The organism is Sphingobacterium humi (genome assembly GCF_009768885.1).
Taxonomy (GTDB): domain Bacteria; phylum Bacteroidota; class Bacteroidia; order Sphingobacteriales; family Sphingobacteriaceae; genus Sphingobacterium; species Sphingobacterium humi.
In genome coordinates this window covers 157,560-176,616 of the sequence record NZ_WSQA01000001.1, presented here as the reverse complement: position 1 = coordinate 176,616, position 19,057 = coordinate 157,560, and the positions used below count along the sequence as shown (strand labels likewise).

Sequence of the window (19,057 nt, the reverse complement as noted above, 5' to 3'; positions counted from 1 at the left end):
GCAATACTTAGATAATCTTCTACATCATGACAACAAAATTTAAACCGGGGGATATCGTGATTATTAAATCCGGGAGCCCTAAAATGACAGTCTATAATTCAACACCTGAAGGCTGGACATTTTGCTATTATTATTCTGAGGAAGAAAAGAGAATAATGGAAGCTATTAAGTTACCGAGCGATATCCTGCAGTTGGCTAATTAAGGCAGGAGTTTGTTTGGACATACCTTATAATGTTTGTAGAGAATATGACGGATTTGTTCTCATCATCGAGTCTGTTTACCTCTTTGTGACGCTTTTTATTACCTTTACTTTATGAAGAACAAACTGAAGAGTAGAAAGGAAAATGAGGGGAAGACATGGAAAGGAAATGATCGAGACCCTAATAAAGCCACCCTTAACCATATTCAGCAGCAGGCTCAAAAGATGGCTGAACTCCTTGGCGAAAAGCAGGGTGAAAATTATATTAAAGATACCCTTAAGGAATGGCCACATCTGATTAAGGGGGAGTTGGAAAAGTTCGGAAAAAGAAAAGCCTAACGTCTGCCATTGTAAAAAGGAATTTAGTTCATGGTAAATATAATAAGGTAATGGTTAAGATTAAGTGAAATTGATTATATTCGGTTTGCATTATCCTAATTGTATCTCACTATGGAAAACGATCAAATTAAGCTGCCTTATTTTAAAATTGATGGTCAATCGTATGTTATTCAAGAAAAGAAAACGAAATGGGTAATTGGAGAGTTAAGCAAAACCTTATATACTGAGATTAGTATTCACAGCCAGGATGTTGAGTCAGATAAGAAGAAGGGCTTGCTGGATGATTATTCGGGCAATGGAGAAATATCATTTAATTTTGAGGCTTCTAAAATATATAAGGATGGAATTCCTACTGGAATATGTTCTTATTCGGAGGATAAAAATCCTGAGGATTACACCTATTTTCGTAAAGATGGACTAGATTATTTGCTGTATTTTTTTGGAACTATTGAATATAAAGGGGGTTGGGTTCTAATTGAGGGCGAATTAAAAAACAGATATGGCGAAGATTCTCCAAAATTCCCAATAAAAGCAGCATTGCAATTTAATCCAGCAAGCTTGGATTGGAATAACTATAAATTTAGGAGCTTAGAAGAAACCAACGGCTCAGATCCTCATATCATACGACTTTTGGAAATCACAAATCCAACATTCAGTAGCTTGCCAGAAACAATTTATTCATTTGAAAATTTGGAATATCTGATTATTCAAAGAATAGGGAACTATGGGGATAAAGATAAATTGCCATTTGCTGATTTTGGAGAACGAATTGCTGAATTAAAAAATTTAAAACAGATAACCGTTAATCAAGCAACAATTAGCTCTCTTCCTAAATCCTTTGCCAATTTAATTCAACTAGATCGTCTGAGTATTATCGATTGTGAGCTAGGCAATCTTCCTGATGGAATCTGGAAAATGCCTAAACTGGAATATGTTTTATTAGGGAAGAATAAGATCGAACGTATTCCAGACCAGATTCAGATGCCTAGCTTAGTCTATTTAGATATCGAAAATAATCTTCTCAAAACTCTTCCAGAATCGCTACTTCAACAGCCTAATCTGACGACCATTAAGGCAAGTTTAAATCCCTTGGAAGAACTTCCTTTTGCGTATAATTCCTTCAATGGTTTAGGATTGAACATGCAGGAGAAAAAAAGACTGCTAGATACAGCATATCCTGGGGCCGATGGAAAAGGAGCCGTCAAATGGGATGAATCGATGTATTTAGCGGAAAATGATCAACTTTTGATTTCACCAGTAGAAAAAATCATTGACACGAATGAGTTATCCGAATACAAGGAGGAATTAATTTCCTTGATTAAGCGAAGTGTAGGATTTAATTTGACCACAGAAGAAGATTATGCTGCATTGGGCAATCATCGATTTGGTGGAAAACCAGATTTGCCAGAAAGCATTCCTTATCCCACTTTTTTTTCTGATTATAGAAACCAAGAGTTTAACTATGAATTTATTGCGCAAATTAATTGTGAAGAGATTGCGGAAATCCAGGATTATTTACCACGTACAGGGAGTTTGTTTTTCTTTTTTAAGAGTTTTCAGTTTTTTGGATCTGAGGATCAGAATATCGGAAAGATAATCTATGTTGAAGACAATAAGAGTCTGGCTTCTGGGGATAGGTTTAATTTTAAGGAGGAAGATTTCTATGAATTGATGGACGGAGAATACCAAGCCAATAAAGCAGATGCATTGCTGACGGTTTCTGCTCCTTCTTTTTACGCCAGTTATGTCAATAATTATCTTTTTGAAGGGAAAGCAGAATCTTTAAAGGATCAAGATGATTTTACCTATGACCTGTATGAACCATTTGAAAAGCCAGTGCAGGAGCTGCATGGGGTTGACCATGCCATGAATGCCTATGCATTTACGCAACATGAATCTCCTGAATTACAAGCTGCTTTGGCTTGGAAAGGCGATCCTCAGGATTGGGTTATTTTGTTATTAGTGAGTTCCAAAGGAAATTTTCAATGGGGAGATGCCGGTGAACTGTTTTTTGTAATTCATAAAAGTGATTTGGCGAAAAGGGACTTTAGTAAGGTTTTTGTGACAATGGAAAGTAGTTAGGAATTGTGACCAAAATCGTGACTATATAAAATAAAAAAGAGGTAAACAAATGTTATTTACCTCTTTTTTTAATCGTTATGTGGAGCCGGAGGGATTCGAACCCTCGTCCAAACATAGTATGATTTACGCTTTCTACATGCTTAGCTTCTCTTTCATTGTCGGGCGAGGGAAGGTGAGTCGCTTACCTATACCGTTCGCCGTAGTTGCTGTTTCTCGTCTTTGCTTAGCAACATCACAAAGACCAGTTCTATCGTTCGATGCCCCGAATGTTAAACCAAAGAACAGGATCTAACGGGACAAATAGCTATGTTAAGTCTAACTTAAGCAGCTAAGGCGTAGTTTTCTTCGCCAGTTATAAAGTTGAAAGTTCAGATTAAAGTGCTAGACTAACAATGCACTGCATGCTTACATAACCATCGCTACCCTGTCAATTCCGGTCGACCCCATTATGTAGAATCACAAAAGTAATCATATTCTTTGACTCCTAAAACAATAAAAAGCTTAATTGTGCAGGATATTGCAAACAAAATTGGTATATTCAAGTTTTTAATAAGGTATAATTCAGGGAAATAGAACAAAAGAAAAACCTTTTTTATACGCCTATTAAATTGATTGAAACAACATATTTCATACCTAACACAACAAGTAATAACGCATTAAGCATATCACTAAGCAAATTATTTAAGAAAATGGCAGATACCACAAATCCTAACAATTCGTCGACTCCTGCTGTTGACGAGAATAAAAAACCAGAAGCCGCAGCCAAACCTGCGCGCAAAACCGCTGCAAAACCAGCAACAACTGCTGCTGCAAAGCCAGCATCCTCAGCCGCTGCGAAACCAGCCGCTAGAAAAGCAGTCACTGCAGCCAGTAAGCCTGCAGCAAAACCTGCAAGTCCGGTAAAGAAAACGACAGCAGCAAATACCAGCAAAACAAGTTCAACGAAAGCGACTGCAGCCGATACGCCGAAGGAGCAAAATCCATCGGATGGCAATGGGGGAGGCTCGACAACCTTGGCAAGAAAAACAGATGTTGATAAAGTGCCAAAGCCTCAGGCCATGGTTAATGATGGCAGTGCAAGTGGCAGTTCTGCTGCTTCAGCAAGTGGATCATCCGATGGTGATGGCGGAGCAAGCAATGCCTTGGCGCGCAAAACCTTAGTTGAAACCGCAGGCGCAACAGCAAAGCCAGCACCTAAAGCAGCAACTAAGGCTCCAGCAAAACCAGCAGCTAAAGCCCCGGCAAAACCTGCAGCAAAACCAGCAACTAAAGCCCCGGCAAAAGCTTCGGGAACAGCAGCGGCTAAGCCAGCCTCGAAGCCTGCAACAAAAGCTCCTGCAAAACCTGCTGCAAAGGCAGCAACAGCAGCAGCCAAACCTGTAGCAGCAAAAGCTTCCGCAAGTCCTGCGAAACCGGCTACGTCAGCTACAAAACCAGCCGCTACAGCCAGCAAACCTGCAGCTAAAGCCGCTGCAAAGTCAGCAACTAAACCTGCTGCCATAACTAGTAAACCAGCAGCTAAAGCTTCAGCCACAACAGCCAAAGCTGTAGCAGCGGCGCCAAAAGAAAAACCGGCGGAAACAGCAGCTACTAAAACCGTGGCTAAGCCAAGTGCTGCAGAAACGAGCAAATTAGAGAAGGAAGCTTCCTACAAAGAGGCCGTACCTGTAAAAGAAGCTAAAGTGAAAGAAGAAAAATCGGCGAAGAAAGACAAAGCAAAAGTGGCGAAAGTAGAAAAGGATAAAAAAGCAGCGAAAGACAAGAAAAAGGAAAAGGCGAAGAAAGCTGAAAAAGCAAAATTAGAAGAGAAGGCGAAGAAAGCCGCCAAAGCTAAGGATGCTAAAAAAGCACAAGCAGATTCCAAAAAGAAAAGCAAGAAGGCCGTAGAAGAAAAGCCTAAAAAGAAAGATAAGAAAAAAGAAAAGTCATTCGTTAAATTGAAAAAAGCAATCTCCAATCTTTACGATAGAATTGTTGGCGAGGATGATAAAAAAGGTAAAAAGAAAAAGAAATAAACATAAAAAAGGAAGGTGAATTAATACCTTCCTTTTTTATTTCTATGCATAGCCAGTCCGAATAATCGAAAAGGCTATCTATTTTTTACGGATCGTCACGGCATTTTTATGGGCATGCAAGCCTTCCAACTCCGCTAATATTTCCACGGTCGATCCAATCTGCTCTAAGCCTTGCTCGGTGATATGCTGAAAGGTAATCTTCTTCACGAAGGAATCTACCGATACCCCCGAGTACGAACGCGCATAGCCCGAAGTAGGCAGGGTATGGTTGGTGCCCGAAGCATAGTCGCCAGCACTCTCCGGCGTTAAGTGGCCTAAGAATACCGATCCGGCATGCTGCACCTTATTTACCATAGCTTTCCATTGATCCGATTCGATAATTAAGTGTTCCGGCGCATAGGCATTCGAGAAATCCATGGCTTCTTGCAAATCCTTCGCAATCACCGTATAGGAATTTTTCAAGGCTTTCGCCGCCAGCTCTTTCCGTGGCAATATCGCCAATTGGCTTTCCAACTCCTTGTTTACCTCTGCGGCAATGCTCGCACTAGTACAAACCAATACCGCTTGGCTATCGATGCCATGCTCGGCTTGCGCCAACAGGTCTGCCGCCACATAAGCCGGCGTACAGCTCTCATCCGCAATAACCAACACCTCTGAAGGGCCAGCAGGCATATCGATGCTAACATCCGTCATACCTTGAATCAGGCTCTTCGCCTTGGTCACAAACTGATTGCCCGGACCGAAGATCTTATTCACCTTCGGAATACTCTCCGTGCCGAAGGCCATCGCCGCAACCGCCTGCGCGCCACCAACCAAGTAAACCTTGTCAATGCGCAACAGCTTTAGGCAATAGGCCACAAAACCATTTATTTTTCCATTGTTCTGTGGTGGCGAGCATACCACAATTTCTCTACAGCCCGCAATGCGCGCCGGTATGCCCAACATCAGCAAGGTGCTCGGCAATACCGCAGAGCCCCCCGGAATATAAAGGCCTACTTTTTCAATAGGGCGCAGTTCCCGCCAGCAGCTTACGCCCGGCATGGTTTCCACGGTCCGCTCGCGGCGAACCTGCGTTTGGTGAAACTTATAGATATTCTGAAAGGCAATTTCCAAGGCCCGCATCTGGTCGCGGGAAATGCTATTTGCCAAGGCTTCAATCTCCGCAGCATCCAAATACAATTGCTCCAGCTCTACCTTATCGAACTTCTGTGCAAAGGACTTTAACGCCACATCGCCATGCTGTTTCACCTCCTCGATAATCTGTAGTACAGAATCTTGAATAGCATGGTTAGGGTCTGTATTTCTGTTTACAAGGGCTTGAATCGCTTGCGCGTCCAAGTCTTGATAAGCATAGGTTTTCAGCATAATTACATAATAATTTTTTCAATCGGCATCACCACAATCCCTTGGGCGCCGGCCGATTTCAATTTATTGATTTTCTCCCAGAAATCATCTTCTGAAATTACCGTATGTACGGCCACCCAACCTTCTTCGGCCAAAGGCACCACAGTCGGGCTTTTTACACCGTGCAATAATTCCGTAATCTGATCCAGGTTTTTCTTCTCCACGTTCAGCACCACATACTTGGTTTCCTTTGCGCGTAAAACCGATTGAATACGTTGCAATAATTCACAGATAATCGGATTCTCCTCAATGCCCTCTCTGGCAATCAAGATGGCCTCCGAGCTAGCCACATCCACAAATGGCTTTAAGCCATTGCTTTTCAAGGTACCACCGGTAGATACAATATCACAAATGGCATCGCTCAAGCCTAAGCCTGGTGCTATTTCCACCGATCCGGAGATCTCTTGGATATCAGCCTTGATTTTATATTCATTTAAAAAGTTCTGCAGGATGTTAGGGTAGGAGGTGGCGATAGATTTGCCGTTCAGGTCTTCAAGGCGGTCAACTGGGGAGTCTTTCGGGAGGGCAATTTTTAAGGTGCAACGGCCGAATCCCAAACGCTGTAGATATTGCACTTGCGATCGGGTCTCTTCAATCACGTTTTCGCCTACAATACCCAGGTCGGCAATGCCCTGTTCCACATAACCGGGAATATCATCATCGCGCAGAAATAAAATCTCTAAGCTGAAGTTGGCAACGGTAGTTATAAGGGAGCTTTTATAGTTTTCGAAATCCAGACCACAGTTCTTTAACAACAGAACAGATTTCTCGTTTAATCTACCCGATTTCTGGATAGCAATTTTTAGATTTTTCAAAATGTCGGTTTTTGTAAGTAATGAATTAATAATAAAATACGATCCGGGGGGAATGTTGCCTCACGTAGAGCCAATACTAATATCTATCGCCGCAATGGCGATGATGAAAGCAGTGGTGGTATGTGCGGTTGATCTTCATATTATTAACGAAACAAAAGTAAGGTATCGGAAACACCTATCCAAATTTTTTATCTTTTTTTTAAGTAACTATATCTTTCCTTGTCAATCTTTTAATCAAGTAAAAAAAATGCGGAATCCTTTTCAGAAATTCCGCATCACTGTTCTATGGGATTTAATTGTTGTTGTTAGAAATCAACTTTAATACGGGCGCGAATACCCCATTCCGGCGCATCCGGATTGTCCAGGTAATTCAAGCGTTTCACCAGGTCCACCCGCAAAATCTTGAAGATGTTTGCAATCCCCGCCGAAGCTTCCATATACGGCTTATCGCCGAAGGTAAAGCTCGATTGCTCGCCTTGCATATTCGTTTGCCAAGCAAAAATTTCACTGTTTAACGAAGGGTTATTGCTGTCGCGTAAGCCTCCATAAACCCCTTTAAAGCTGAATACTTCCCGAAGTTTTAATTTATTCAGCAAAGGAACTTTATTGAAAATAAAACCATTCATATAGTACTGCAAGTTGATGCTGGCATGATGATCGGAAACAAATTCCATAAAGTTCATCAAGTTGTACGATTGCAATTGATAGGCATACGTCTGATTTGCACGGTGAATACTTAGCAAGGGAAAGGGGATATTATTCCCGGCAATGTAGCTGCCTTCTACGGTAGCATCGGCATAACCGAACTGCGATAGGTAGAACCGTTTAAATACGCCTGCAGTAAATTTATGGTAGTCATATTCACCTCCAAACAAGCCTTTAACACCTGCGGTGTAATTAAAATTGAATATCGGGTACTTGTTGAATATAGGCGTACGGTATAATTTTCCTTGGTAATACTCTTCATGCGGTGCATACCTTAAGCCCACGTTGAATTCGGTCGATTGCAGATGCGGTAAGAACTTAAAGGTTCCGTCCTCTTGCGGCAGTCGGTAGGATAATACCCCGGCTGGCGTTTGTTTCCAACGTCCTAAGCCGGCATTTACCGAGAAGTTATTGCTGAATTCCACTTTATAATCTACTCTATACTCTTCATTGTAAAGGTAGCTCCGGTTTTCCCCACGTTTAAACGATAGGAGTACGTTATCCTCCTGAATAAACTCCAGGTTTTGTCCTGGAATTTTTGTGTCATAAGAAGCCGATACGCGTACATAATGCTGTGGAAACTTATAGATCGACTTATTATTTAAAGAATACGTACCGCTCATAAAGTATTTCCACTTCTTGTCCTCAAAACCATAGGCGCCATAGCCTTCCATATAAAAGCGTTTGCTCAATTGCTCGGTGGTTCTGCCCCCAACCCGCAGGCGGAAACCCTCTACCGGATTGTAGGAATAGAATGTATTTACCGGACCAATCTCTACCGGCCCAGCCTGTTTATAGCCTGATAATACCAAGGCGCCTATATCCATAATGGTACGGAAAGAAGGCATGCGTTGTAAGCTGTCTATATTCGCATAAATCAGGCTTTCCGATTGGCTCAACGGTTCCGGTCTCAAAGTGGCCCAATAGCTTTCCGGTTTTGCATCTTCTGCAGGCGCTTGCTGCGCTACATACACATCCGGCACAGCGTACGTACTATCCGGACGCGCAAGGCCTTGCTGGTAATCGTTAATTAAGACTACGCGTTTCCCTTTAATGCCTTTTCCTTTGCCGGTAATCGCAAAATCAATTCCTAAGCTCGATTTGCTAAGGTAAAATTTGTTATTATGGTCTTTGTTAAAGTCCAATTCAATATCCAAATCGCGCACAAAGTTCAGGTTAATGTCTTTGCTAACGGTCATGGCGGCACGTTGAACGGCGTAATTGCCATCAAGGGTCACATAGAGCTTTCCGGTAAACAACATATCGTTTTTATTACGCGGAAAGAAGCTCAGCTCCACCAATTGCGGTTGCACATTTTTTATCGTATCGGTAATATAAAACCGATAGAAGGTAGGTGCCGTATTGGCAATCGGACTTAAGAACTGATTGGTCAGGATGCTGATGTTGTTATCGTAGATTTCTACTTCATCATACAGCTTATTAAAGTATTTGCTCAGCCCGTCGTTATCCACAAACTTAGGATCAAACTCCGCTTTGCGCTCGGCCAATACATATTGTTTCTTCGCATTGGGATCCTTACGATAATACACTTTAGAGAATTTTTCCTCCATATAGGCCGGCAGCACGAAATTGCTATGGCTTTGCGTACTATCATCCTCCTGAAATAGGAACTGATATTTCTTAAATATTTTCTTGTTTTTAAACTTCTCATCCAGGTTGCTCAAGCCCAGGCTAATTTTCTCATATTGATTAAATTCAGCATAAGGCTGCCCCTGCAACCTGTTTTCATCCCGATGTTTCACCACCTGACGGATCAGTTCGACAGCAGGATTATTCTTGTTCGAATATTTCCCACGCTTCGGGCGCTTGATAACTACCGTTTCAATTTGGTTGGCCGGAAACAAGAACACCTTGAGGTTACCCGCCTGGTCTTGCGTAACAGTATATTCTTCGCTTTCAAAGCCCACCGAGCTGATGCGAAGTTTGTTCTTATTTACTGGAATAGATAAACTGAAGGCACCCGATTCATTCGAAGATGTGCCCGATTCTTTACTCGTTCCTATAATCGTAATCGATGCATAGGGGATGGGTTCATAGGTTTCTGCATTCAAAACTTTACCCTTAACGGCCATCAATTCCTGGGCCCAAGCAGGAACGATACTGAGCAAACTAAAGATAAAGAGGAATACAAAGCTGATGCTTGGTATACGTGTTTTCATATAATTTACTTTTTGACTATTAAATTATTTTGTTCAAAAAGTAATACAAATAACAGCTTTATTATTTAGATAAAAAAGAGCACTTTCCCGCTTTTGACGATTTTATGATAATTGCTTTCAAAATAGTAGATGTTATGACATATATCTCCCTTTGTCAACGATTTGCTACACGGATATTATCCCTTTTTAGCAACCTATTTTGACTTACTGAATCTTTTATACCCTGCTAAACCTATTTCATGCGTTTAGCTAAATTATTTTAAACATTTTTTTAATTTTTATAGCATTGATAATCAGTTTGTTAAAAATGTGTATTTCATACAATATGCTAAATTTCCATTTTTTTATGCTAAAAATATATCTAGCTTTGTCGACAAATAAAGCCTATATATGACAAACGTAATCAGTATTCAATTAGAGGCTCTTGGCATCCGCCCTGTTGAGCCAATCTATGTGCAGCTTCCGGTACCGGAATTGATCGAACACGCTGTCAAACAAAATCAAGGAAATCTTACGAATAGTGGTGCACTAAGTTTTACCACTGGGAAATTTACGGGGCGCTCACCAGAGTCCCGTTTTATCGTTCAGGACCAATTTACAATCGACCAAGTCAATTGGGGGAAAGTAAATAAAGCCATGACTAGCAGCCTGTTCGATGATTTGCAGCAACGCGTAAGCCAGTACTTATCGCGCATCCCTTTGTACCTACGAACCGTACAGGCTTGTAACCACAAAGCCTATGCGCAGGAGGTGTTGGTGGTTTGTGAAAAACCCGTACAAAGCCACTTCGTCGATAATATGTTTATCGAGCGTGATCCCAAGCAAGAGAAACCTATCGATTGGACGGTATTGGTCGCCTCCGACCTTAGCTTGCCCGACTATGAGCAATTAGGTCTTCCAACGGCACATTGTGTCGCCATCGATTTAAGCCGGCAGCTTATCCTTATTATTGGAACCGCTTACACCGGTGAGATTAAAAAAGGTGTATTCTCTGCGCTAAACTATGTATTGCCCTTAAAACATAATGTGCTTACCATGCACTGTTCTGCCAATGTGGGGGAAAACAACGATACAGCTTTATTCTTCGGACTTTCCGGCACGGGAAAAACAACCCTGTCTTCCGATGAAGGCCGACTGTTAATCGGAGACGATGAACACGGCTGGGCCGATAACGAAATCTTTAATTTCGAAGGTGGCTGTTATGCCAAAGGCATTGGCCTAAATGCCCAACAAGAACCGCAAATTTACAATGCCGTTAAGTTTGGCGCCTTAATCGAGAATGCAAACTTTATTCCCGGCACCCGCGAAATAGATTATAACGATAGCAGCATCACCGAAAACCTACGGGTTTCCTATCCGCTGCATTTTATCGATAAGGTAAGCGATAAAGGCTGTGCCAAAGCACCAAAGCATATTTTCTTCTTAAGTGCCGATGCTTTTGGCGTATTGCCTCCCATTTCTAAATTAACACCTGAACAAGCCATGTTCTACTTTATCAATGGCTATACCGCGAAGGTGGCAGGTACCGAAATGGGCGTAAAAACCCCTACAGCAACTTTCTCGGCTTGCTTTGGAGCTGCCTTTTTGCCGCTACATCCCATGCGCTATGCCGAAATGTTAAAACAACGCTTGGAAAACCACCCTGATATTCAGGTTTGGTTAGTCAATACCGGTTGGGTAGCAGGCCCGTATGGAGTTGGCCGTCGTATTCCTTTAAAATATACACGTGGATTAATCCGTGCCGCTATGGAGAATAACCTGGGCGAGGCCGGATATGAAATGCACAACATCTTTAACCTTCAAATCCCCCGCGAGTGTCCTGACATTCCTTCGGAACTGTTAAACCCGAAGAAAATGTGGGCAAACCAGGACGGCTACATCGAAATGGCCGAAAAGCTCAAAGGCATGTTTGAAGCTAATTATGTGCAATATGTTAAACTTGAAGAAGCATAATTAATCACAACATAAACCAATAAGGATAGAATAATGAGTATACAAACTCTCGAACAATTTGTGATGGAACAACAGGCATTGTTCCCCACGGCAAAAGGTGAATTTACACGCCTACTGCAGGCCATATCATTGGCCGCAAAAATTGTTCATCGCGAAGTGAATAAGGCTGGGTTAGCCGACATCCTGGGCAAGCAGGGCAATTGCAATGTACAGGGAGAGGAACAACAAAAGCTGGACGTCTTTGCTGATCATCATTTTATGGATGTCTTAAAACGGGGTGGCGAATGCTGCTACCTGGCATCTGAAGAACATGAAGATGGCATCGAACTCACCAAAACCAAAAGATACCATATCGGAAAGTATATGGTCTATTTTGACCCTTTGGACGGCTCCTCCAATATCGACTCTAATGTGTCGGTAGGAACGATTTTCTCCATTTACAAGCGGAAGTCTGCCGAAGGACCGCTGCAAGCGGAAGATTTTAATCAAACAGGTAGAGAGCAGGTGGCCGCGGGCTATGTCATCTATGGCTCTTCCACCATGCTGGTCTATACCACCGGGCGCGGCGTGCACGGCTTTACCTTAGACCCTTCCATCGGTGAGTTTTGCTTATCGCATCCTTCCTTGACCATCCCAAAAAATGGTCGGGTATACTCGGTCAACGAAAGTAACTACAACCAATTTCCAACAGCCATCAAGCAATATCTGCAATACTGTAAGGAAATTGATGCAGAAACCAAACGACCGTATTCATCGCGCTATATTGGCTCTTTAGTGGCCGACTTCCATAGAAACATGATCCAAGGGGGTGTCTTTCTGTATCCGGAAACCGTGCAGTATCCGGATGGAAAGTTACGATTGATGTATGAATGTAATCCATTGGCCTTCATCGCTGAACAAGCGGGAGGGAAGGCCAGTACGGGAGTCATCCCGATTATGGATATCGAACCTACGTATCTACACCAACGTACCGCACTAATTATTGGTAGTGAGATGATGGTTGATATGGTGGAACGTTATATCCATGAACACATTCATGTGGAATCGAATCTAGTTTAATGTTTTCTAGTACAAACTTTATTAGCCTGTACGACAACGAGGAATGCAGGCTTTTATTTATGTTTGTACTAGATATTTATTAACGAACGATGAAATTACTGTTCAGCTTGCTAGCTACGCTGCTAGCCCTGCAAACCTATGCGCAACAAACCGCTGTTCAATTCTTTAAGGGCACCTGGCAAGTAAAGGGCGAGCAGCTCTTTGAACACTGGGATGAACTATCCCCAAACCGGTTAAAAGGTTTCGCCTATGATAATAGCAATCCCAAAGCGTTTAGAATCATCGAATACCTCGACCTAAAGGAAGAGGGAAAGAATTTTTGGCTAGATGCCACGGTCATGGAGCAGAACCAAGGCAAAGCCATACAATTCAAAGGCAGCAAAGGCCCGGATTTCTACCAATTTGAAAACCCGAAACACGATTTCCCCAAAATAATTCGCTACCAAAAACTAGCACCTGATAGCATGCTGGTCACCCTAGTAGCCGGAGAAAAGAAAATTACTTTTAACATGCAGCGGGTAAAAACCGCGCTAAACCCCGATGCAACAACCAATACGGCCTATGACGAAGCCCTTGCCCAAAAGCTTGGCGCAGATGCTTACGGCATGAAGTCTTTCTTCTTTGTGGTTTTAAAAACAGGCGTGAACACTACTACCGACCAAACCTTAATTAAAGAAAGCTTCCAAGGACACATGGCCAATATCAATCGCCTGGTTGCAGAAGATAAACTCATCGTCGCCGGACCCTTCGGCAAAAACAATGACCAATACCGCGGCCTTTTCATCTTCCAAAACGTAAAAACAGAAGCCGAACTCCGGGAATTGCTACTAACAGATCCCGCTATTAAGAATGAACTCCTTAGTTTTAGTATCTATCCTTGGTATGGCTCAGCAGCATTACCGATGTACTTGCCCTATTCAAAAAAAATAACAAAGGAAAGTTTTTAGGGGGGCATTTTGTTGTCAACGTTTTGTCATCACTTTTGTCATCACTTTGCCATCGTTTTGTCATGGTGAGCGGAGTCGAACCACGAACGACTGGTACGTCAATGCAATCATCGTTTTATCACCATTTTATCACCATTTTGTCATAGTGTTGCCCTCGGAAAGGGGTAAAAATTTTTGCAAAATTTATTGAAAAGTGATGACATGATTTGGCATTGCTTGTTAAGCTTTACTGGTAAACTAGGTCACGCTTTGCTAGTAAACTGCGGCACGCATTGTTCATAGTTGCGGCAAGTATTGTCATCGTGAGGAGTCGAACCACGAACCATTGGTACGTCAATGCAATCAACAGTAACCCACAACTTTGTTTGTAGTACTTTACTGCAATTTCTACCCTCTCTTTTCCTTTCCTTATTTTTTCTTCCAGCATACTCTCCATCAGTACTTGTTATGGCCCGTCTTTAGCACCTTTCTCTCTTTTATCAGCACCCTTTCCAAAGGGGGTAGAAATGGGTTTGAAAGGGGAGTGAAAGGGGAGAGAAAGGGAGGTATACAAAAGAAGGTCATAAAAAAAGCTGGCCATCGGTCAGCTTTTTTATAAGTGAAAATTTATTTTTTAATGTTTGATAGGTAATGGTGAAACGAGTCGTATTATTGTTATGTGGTTTGACGTACTTTTATACCTACATCTATTATTATTTGTGGTTTGCATTGACGTACCAGTCGTTCGACTCCGCTCACGATGACAACACGATGACAAAATGGTGATAAAATGTTGACAGGTCTCACATCTCACATCTCACATCTCAAATCTAACTTCCAATCCCCATTTCCTTAATAATAAACTGCGCATTATCGATCTTATCTGCGATCCATAGCACATAGCGGATATCCACGCCAATCGAGCGGCTATAGCTTTCGTTCCAGGCGAAGTCGTTGATCGTCGCATCATAGGCGCGGTCGAAGTTTACTCCGATCAATTCGCCGTAGGCGTTCATAATAGGCGATCCTGAGTTTCCGCCGGTGGTATCCATGTTGTACAGGATATTTACAGGCACATCATTGATTTCCTTTTTGAAATAGTTGCCGAAGTTTTTATCCAACCAGTTTTGTTTAATGGCTTGTGGATAAGTGAATTCTGGGGCTCCGGAGTTTCCTTTTTCAATTAATCCGCGCACGGTAGTGAAGGGTTCCATGTAAGTCGCATCTACCGGGCTATACCCTTTGATATTACCGAAGGTAAGGCGTAAGGTAGAGTTGGCGTCAGGGATAAAATTGGTGGCTAAGAATTGCTCTTTTACGGCAACATAGTCGGCCATCAATTTATTCAAGTTCCCTTCGCGGCGTTTCTGTTCCTCGCGGAACGGGGCTGTTTCCAACATCAGGGCATCTTGCAATTTCATCAACTCATCTTTATAGGCCATGAGGCTGGCCGCATCTTTTAATATGCGGGTATACAAAACCTCTTGGTTGTTCAGATCCGATTTTTCAATAACAGACTGAATATAATCTGCGGCTTGTTGCTCCGATTTAAAGCCTTTGTTCTGAATAAATCCGATGCTATTCTGTCCTTTCAGCTGATAAGCTTGTTGGAACATGTGGCCGGCAATGCTTTTATCTACAGCTTTGTTATAGCTTTCATAAAGGCCATCGGCTTGTTTTTTAAACTGGTTAATATTGATGCGGAATAGGTTTTCGCGTTTGCTGCTGTTTAACTCTTTTCCTAAGGCTTCTTGGAACGAGTTTACCAGGCTGGCGATCTGCAACAGGCGGATTCCGGAGTACACATTGTTATACCACAGTTCTTTTTCAGCATCGGCGAATACCATGGCATAATGCGCATCGATATCTTGCATCAGGCTACCGTATTTTGCTTTCAGCTCCGGTTTGCTATTGATAAAGGCGGCAAGCTTTTCGTCTTCCGCTTTCTTTGTATCCACCAGCCCAATATTGCGTAATCCCTTCAACTTACCCTGGTAATTTTTCATTACGTTGGCATTGCGCTTAATGCGGGTTGCTAGGGCTAATTCTGTTGCTTTATCATCCTTACCTGCCAAATGCATTTGTTGATTTTGGAACTCGTAAAGATTTGAGGTATAAGGAAGTAAGAATTGCTGTTGGTAGGATAGGTACTGCGCCGGACGATGACGGAAGGTACGACCCGGATAGCCCAAGATAAACACAAAGTCGTTCTCCTTTACGCCTTTCGGGCTTACCTTTAAATGCTTCTTCGGTTTGTAAGGCACATTCTCTTTCGCATATTTTGCTGATTTCCCATCCGGGCTTACATAGGCACGTAGGAAGGAGAAGTCGCCGGTATGGCGCGGCCACACCCAGTTATCGGTTTCTCCACCAAACTCGCCAATATCCTGACGTGGAATGTATACTAAGCGTACATCTTCAATAGTTTTATACTTGAATAGAACATAGCTTTTTCCGATAAACATTTCCGATACTTCGGCTTTGATGGTCGGGTCGGCAGCTTCGGCGGCACGTGCTATTTCTTCGCGTTTTTGCTGAATGGTTTCAATCCGTTGAATCGGATCGCTAATGGAAGCTACAGCATCCAATACCTGTTGCGAAACATCCTCATACGAGTCGGTAATGCGTATGGTTAATCCTTTGGCTTCAATTTCCTGCTCATAGGAATTGGCCACAAAACCATTTTCCAGGTAATTATGGGTAGGGCTAGACGCCAATTGTACGGCCGAGAAGGCACAGTGGTGGTTGGTGATAATCAAGCCATTTGGTGACACAAAAGAGCCTGAGCAGCCACTTACTTGCACCAAGGCATCCACCAATCCGATTTGCCCCGGGTTGTAAATGTCCTTTTCTTTGATTTTTAATCCTGCTTTCTTCAATCCTGCGCGGCTTAATTCGCTTAAAGGGAACATCCCCTCATCGGGAACCGCGGCAGAGAAATTAAAACAAGCGGCTGCTACCACTGCTGCAAGCAAGCCGACTTTTAGTTTGTTCATCATAATCAATGCTATTTGTACTTTCCAAAAATACAAAATGTTTTTGGCAGACCTTCACTCGTGTTTTTTCAGCTGCACAACGGATTATCCCTCCTTTGGTTTAACTATCTGCCAAACAGTTTCTATATTTGCAAGGAATTTCAATTTTTCCATCCAGAATACAAAAATCACATATGAGAGGGCGCTTGCTGAAAAAACTAGAAAACTTAAACAAGTGGCGGATGCAGAAGATTTCCAACCGGAACTTCTTGGTGTTGCTGGCTTTTTTTGTCGGAATAGTGGGCGGACTGGCAGCGGCCCTGTTAAAAGGCTTGACCCATTTTATTGCCTCTTCCTTGCAAGACGATGTAGAATGGCACTATAAATACTCCTTATACCTTGTTTTCCCGCTGATCGGCATCTTTCTATCCGTTCTTTTCGTGCGTAAAATGCTGAAAGGGCAGAAGTTTGAACATGGGATTACACCGATTATCTATTCCATTTCTCGAAAATCAAGCCGTATTGAATTTCATAATGTGTATTCGCAGATTGTGTCTTCAGCCTTAACCGTTGGTTTTGGTGGTTCCTGTGGTTTGGAGGCACCTATTGCCTATTCCGGATCGGCCATAGGTTCTAATATGGCTCGGTTCTTTGGCTTAAGTTATAAGGAGGTCACCATGCTGTTGGCCTGTGGGGCGGCTGCAGGAATTTCAGGAGCCTTTAACAGCCCGATTGCAGGGATGATTTTTGCTATTGAAATTTTGCTGACCGAGTTTTCCATTCCGGCTTTTATCCCTTTGTTAATCTCGTCTGCCTTAGCGGCCGTTATTTCAAAATTGCTGTATAGCGAACCTTTGTTTCACACCACCACCACGGGTTGGGAGGTTGAAGCCTTGTTCTTTTACCTCTTGTTGGCGGTTATCATCGGTTTATTTACGGTTTACTTTTCCTTTCTGTCGCAGGCAGTTAAGCAGTGGTTTGCCAAGATTTCAAACCCCTATAATAAGGTTTGGCTCAGCGGGATATCCTTGGGCGTGTTAATCTTTGTGTTTCCGGCTTTATATGGTGAAGGCTATTTATCCATACAGCAGATCCTCGATGGGCGTTTTGATTCCATTCTGAAAAACAGTTTGTTCTCCGATTATAAAGATATCGGCTGGGCGGTTATGATCTATACCATTTTAACCTTATTTGGTAAATCCATTGCTTCGCTTTTCACCATCAACGGAGGTGGTAATGGGGGAGTCTTCGGGCCGAGTTTGGTTATGGGTGGCCTCATAGGTTTTGCCTTTGCCTTTGGCATGAACCAAACAGGCTTGGTGCAGTTAAACGTGCCGAACTTTGTGATGGCCGGAATGGCCGGTGCTTTAGCCGGTATTATGCACGCGCCCTTAACAGGCATCTTTCTAATTGCTGAAATAACCGGCGGTTATACCTTAATGGTGCCCTTGATGTTGGTGGTGTCCATTTCCTATTTTATCAACAGGGCTATTATGAAACATTCCATCTATACCAAAGTATTGGCGGAGTCGGGAGATTTAATCTCTTATGAAGATAAGGACAGGACGGTGTTGAGTATGATGAAGTTACGCTATGTGTTGGAGACTAATTTTGTGCGGTTGCATCCGAAGGAAACCCCTTTGGATCGGCAGTCGGATATCATTCACTCCAAGCGTAATATTTTCCCGATTGTTGATGATGAAGGCAAGCTGATTGGCATTATCTATAGCGAGCGTTTGTTTGCGATCTTACTGGGCGAACAAGAAGGGAAGGATAAGACCTTTGCTAGCTTAGCACAAAAGCCTAACGACATGATTGTGGAGACCGAACATATGGAAGTGGTGATGGGCAAGATGAATCGTGACGATGTGTGGATTCTTCCGGTAGTCAATAAAGAGGGGCAGTACTTAGGTTTTGTGTCTAAATCTTCGGTATTTAATAAATACCGGGGCTTATTGGTGCGGCAGGGGATGTATTTGGAATAGGGAAGGCCTAATGGCTTCCCATTTTCGAAAATACATTGATGACTACCACGCCGATTACTATGAGCGTTAATCCGATGATCGCTGGTAGGTCGGGTGTCTGCTTAAAGTAGAACATCCCGATTAAGCTGATAAATATAATACCTACGCCCGACCAAATGGCGTATGCAATGCCTACAGGCATGGTCCGTAGGGTTAAACTCAGAAAATAAAAGGCTACCCCATAGCCAATTAAGCAAATAAGCGTGGGTTTCCACAGACTAAAACCTTCGGATTTTTTAAGGTAGGTCGTTGCGAAGATCTCCGCAATAATGGCGATTAATAGGTACAGGTACTTCATTTTTCCAATCAATTTCCGCTAAGATATTAAATATCTGACTTTTTCAAACAAAAGTTTAAATAGCCTTTTGTCTTATTTTACT

General features: G+C 42.6%; 13 protein-coding genes and 1 other RNA gene. 8 read left to right on the top strand and 6 right to left on the bottom strand.

What is annotated here, in order from left to right; genetic code table 11:
- Nucleotides 1-26: 26 nt before the first annotated feature.
- From GQF63_RS00715 to GQF63_RS00705, 3 genes are all read left to right on the top strand, one after another.
- The gene (locus GQF63_RS00715) at nt 27-203 is read left to right on the top strand and encodes a YodC family protein (protein ID WP_160367178.1); all 177 of its coding nucleotides are present in this window, start codon (nt 27-29) and stop codon (nt 201-203) included.
- A 111-nt stretch (nt 204-314) separates the two neighbouring features.
- The gene (locus tag GQF63_RS00710) at nt 315-539 is read left to right on the top strand and encodes a hypothetical protein (protein ID WP_160367177.1); all 225 of its coding nucleotides are present in this window, start codon (nt 315-317) and stop codon (nt 537-539) included.
- Between the two features lie 111 nt (nt 540-650).
- Nucleotides 651-2,621, top strand: a complete 1,971-nt coding sequence (locus GQF63_RS00705) for a DUF1963 domain-containing protein (RefSeq protein WP_160367176.1) — start codon at nt 651-653, stop codon at nt 2,619-2,621.
- A gap of 77 nt (nt 2,622-2,698) precedes the next feature.
- On the opposite strand, the gene ssrA is transcribed toward GQF63_RS00705, so the two are convergent.
- Nucleotides 2,699-3,066, bottom strand: a transfer-messenger RNA (tmRNA) gene (ssrA, locus tag GQF63_RS00700).
- A 244-nt stretch (nt 3,067-3,310) separates the two neighbouring features.
- Between ssrA and GQF63_RS19560 the strand changes: the two genes are divergently transcribed.
- Complete coding sequence (locus GQF63_RS19560) at nt 3,311-4,636, top strand: transcriptional regulator (RefSeq protein ID WP_170292220.1); 1,326 nt, start codon at nt 3,311-3,313, stop codon at nt 4,634-4,636.
- A 78-nt stretch (nt 4,637-4,714) separates the two neighbouring features.
- Here the strand turns inward: GQF63_RS19560 and hisD are convergent, their stop codons facing one another.
- The 3 genes from hisD to GQF63_RS00680 form a co-directional block, all read right to left on the bottom strand.
- A complete protein-coding gene (gene hisD, locus GQF63_RS00690; RefSeq protein WP_160367175.1) occupies nt 4,715-6,001 on the bottom strand; it encodes a histidinol dehydrogenase in 1,287 nt (428 codons plus the stop codon).
- Between the two features lie 2 nt (nt 6,002-6,003).
- On the bottom strand, nt 6,004-6,855 hold the full coding sequence (gene hisG, locus GQF63_RS00685) for an ATP phosphoribosyltransferase (RefSeq protein WP_160367174.1): 852 nt from the start codon (nt 6,853-6,855) through the stop codon (nt 6,004-6,006).
- Between the two features lie 305 nt (nt 6,856-7,160).
- The gene (locus GQF63_RS00680) at nt 7,161-9,740 is read right to left on the bottom strand and encodes a DUF5686 and carboxypeptidase-like regulatory domain-containing protein (protein ID WP_160367173.1); all 2,580 of its coding nucleotides are present in this window, start codon (nt 9,738-9,740) and stop codon (nt 7,161-7,163) included.
- Between the two features lie 390 nt (nt 9,741-10,130).
- On the opposite strand from GQF63_RS00680, the gene pckA reads away from it, so the two are divergent.
- The 3 genes from pckA (at nt 10,131) to GQF63_RS19615 (ending at nt 13,699) form a co-directional block, all read left to right on the top strand.
- Nucleotides 10,131-11,693, top strand: coding sequence for a phosphoenolpyruvate carboxykinase (ATP) (gene pckA, locus GQF63_RS00675; protein ID WP_160367172.1), 1,563 nt, complete (start codon nt 10,131-10,133; stop codon nt 11,691-11,693).
- Between the two features lie 30 nt (nt 11,694-11,723).
- Nucleotides 11,724-12,752 (top strand): class 1 fructose-bisphosphatase, encoded by a 1,029-nt coding sequence (gene fbp / locus GQF63_RS00670; protein ID WP_160367492.1) that lies wholly within the window; start codon nt 11,724-11,726, stop codon nt 12,750-12,752.
- 89 nt (nt 12,753-12,841) lie between these two features.
- A complete protein-coding gene (locus GQF63_RS19615) occupies nt 12,842-13,699 on the top strand; it encodes a YciI family protein (RefSeq protein ID WP_212592417.1) in 858 nt (285 codons plus the stop codon).
- An 809-nt stretch (nt 13,700-14,508) separates the two neighbouring features.
- On the opposite strand, the gene GQF63_RS00660 is transcribed toward GQF63_RS19615, so the two are convergent.
- On the bottom strand, nt 14,509-16,674 hold the full coding sequence (locus GQF63_RS00660) for a S46 family peptidase (RefSeq protein ID WP_160367490.1): 2,166 nt from the start codon (nt 16,672-16,674) through the stop codon (nt 14,509-14,511).
- Nucleotides 16,675-16,847: 173 nt separating this feature from the next.
- Here GQF63_RS00660 and GQF63_RS00655 point away from each other — a divergent pair, with 173 nt between their 5' ends.
- Nucleotides 16,848-18,638: a chloride channel protein gene (locus GQF63_RS00655; RefSeq protein WP_160367171.1), complete on the top strand. Its 1,791-nt coding sequence runs from the start codon at nt 16,848-16,850 to the stop codon at nt 18,636-18,638.
- 7 nt (nt 18,639-18,645) lie between these two features.
- Here the strand turns inward: GQF63_RS00655 and GQF63_RS00650 are convergent, their stop codons facing one another.
- Nucleotides 18,646-18,975: a DMT family transporter gene (locus GQF63_RS00650; RefSeq protein ID WP_160367170.1), complete on the bottom strand. Its 330-nt coding sequence runs from the start codon at nt 18,973-18,975 to the stop codon at nt 18,646-18,648.
- Nucleotides 18,976-19,057 lie beyond the last annotated feature (82 nt).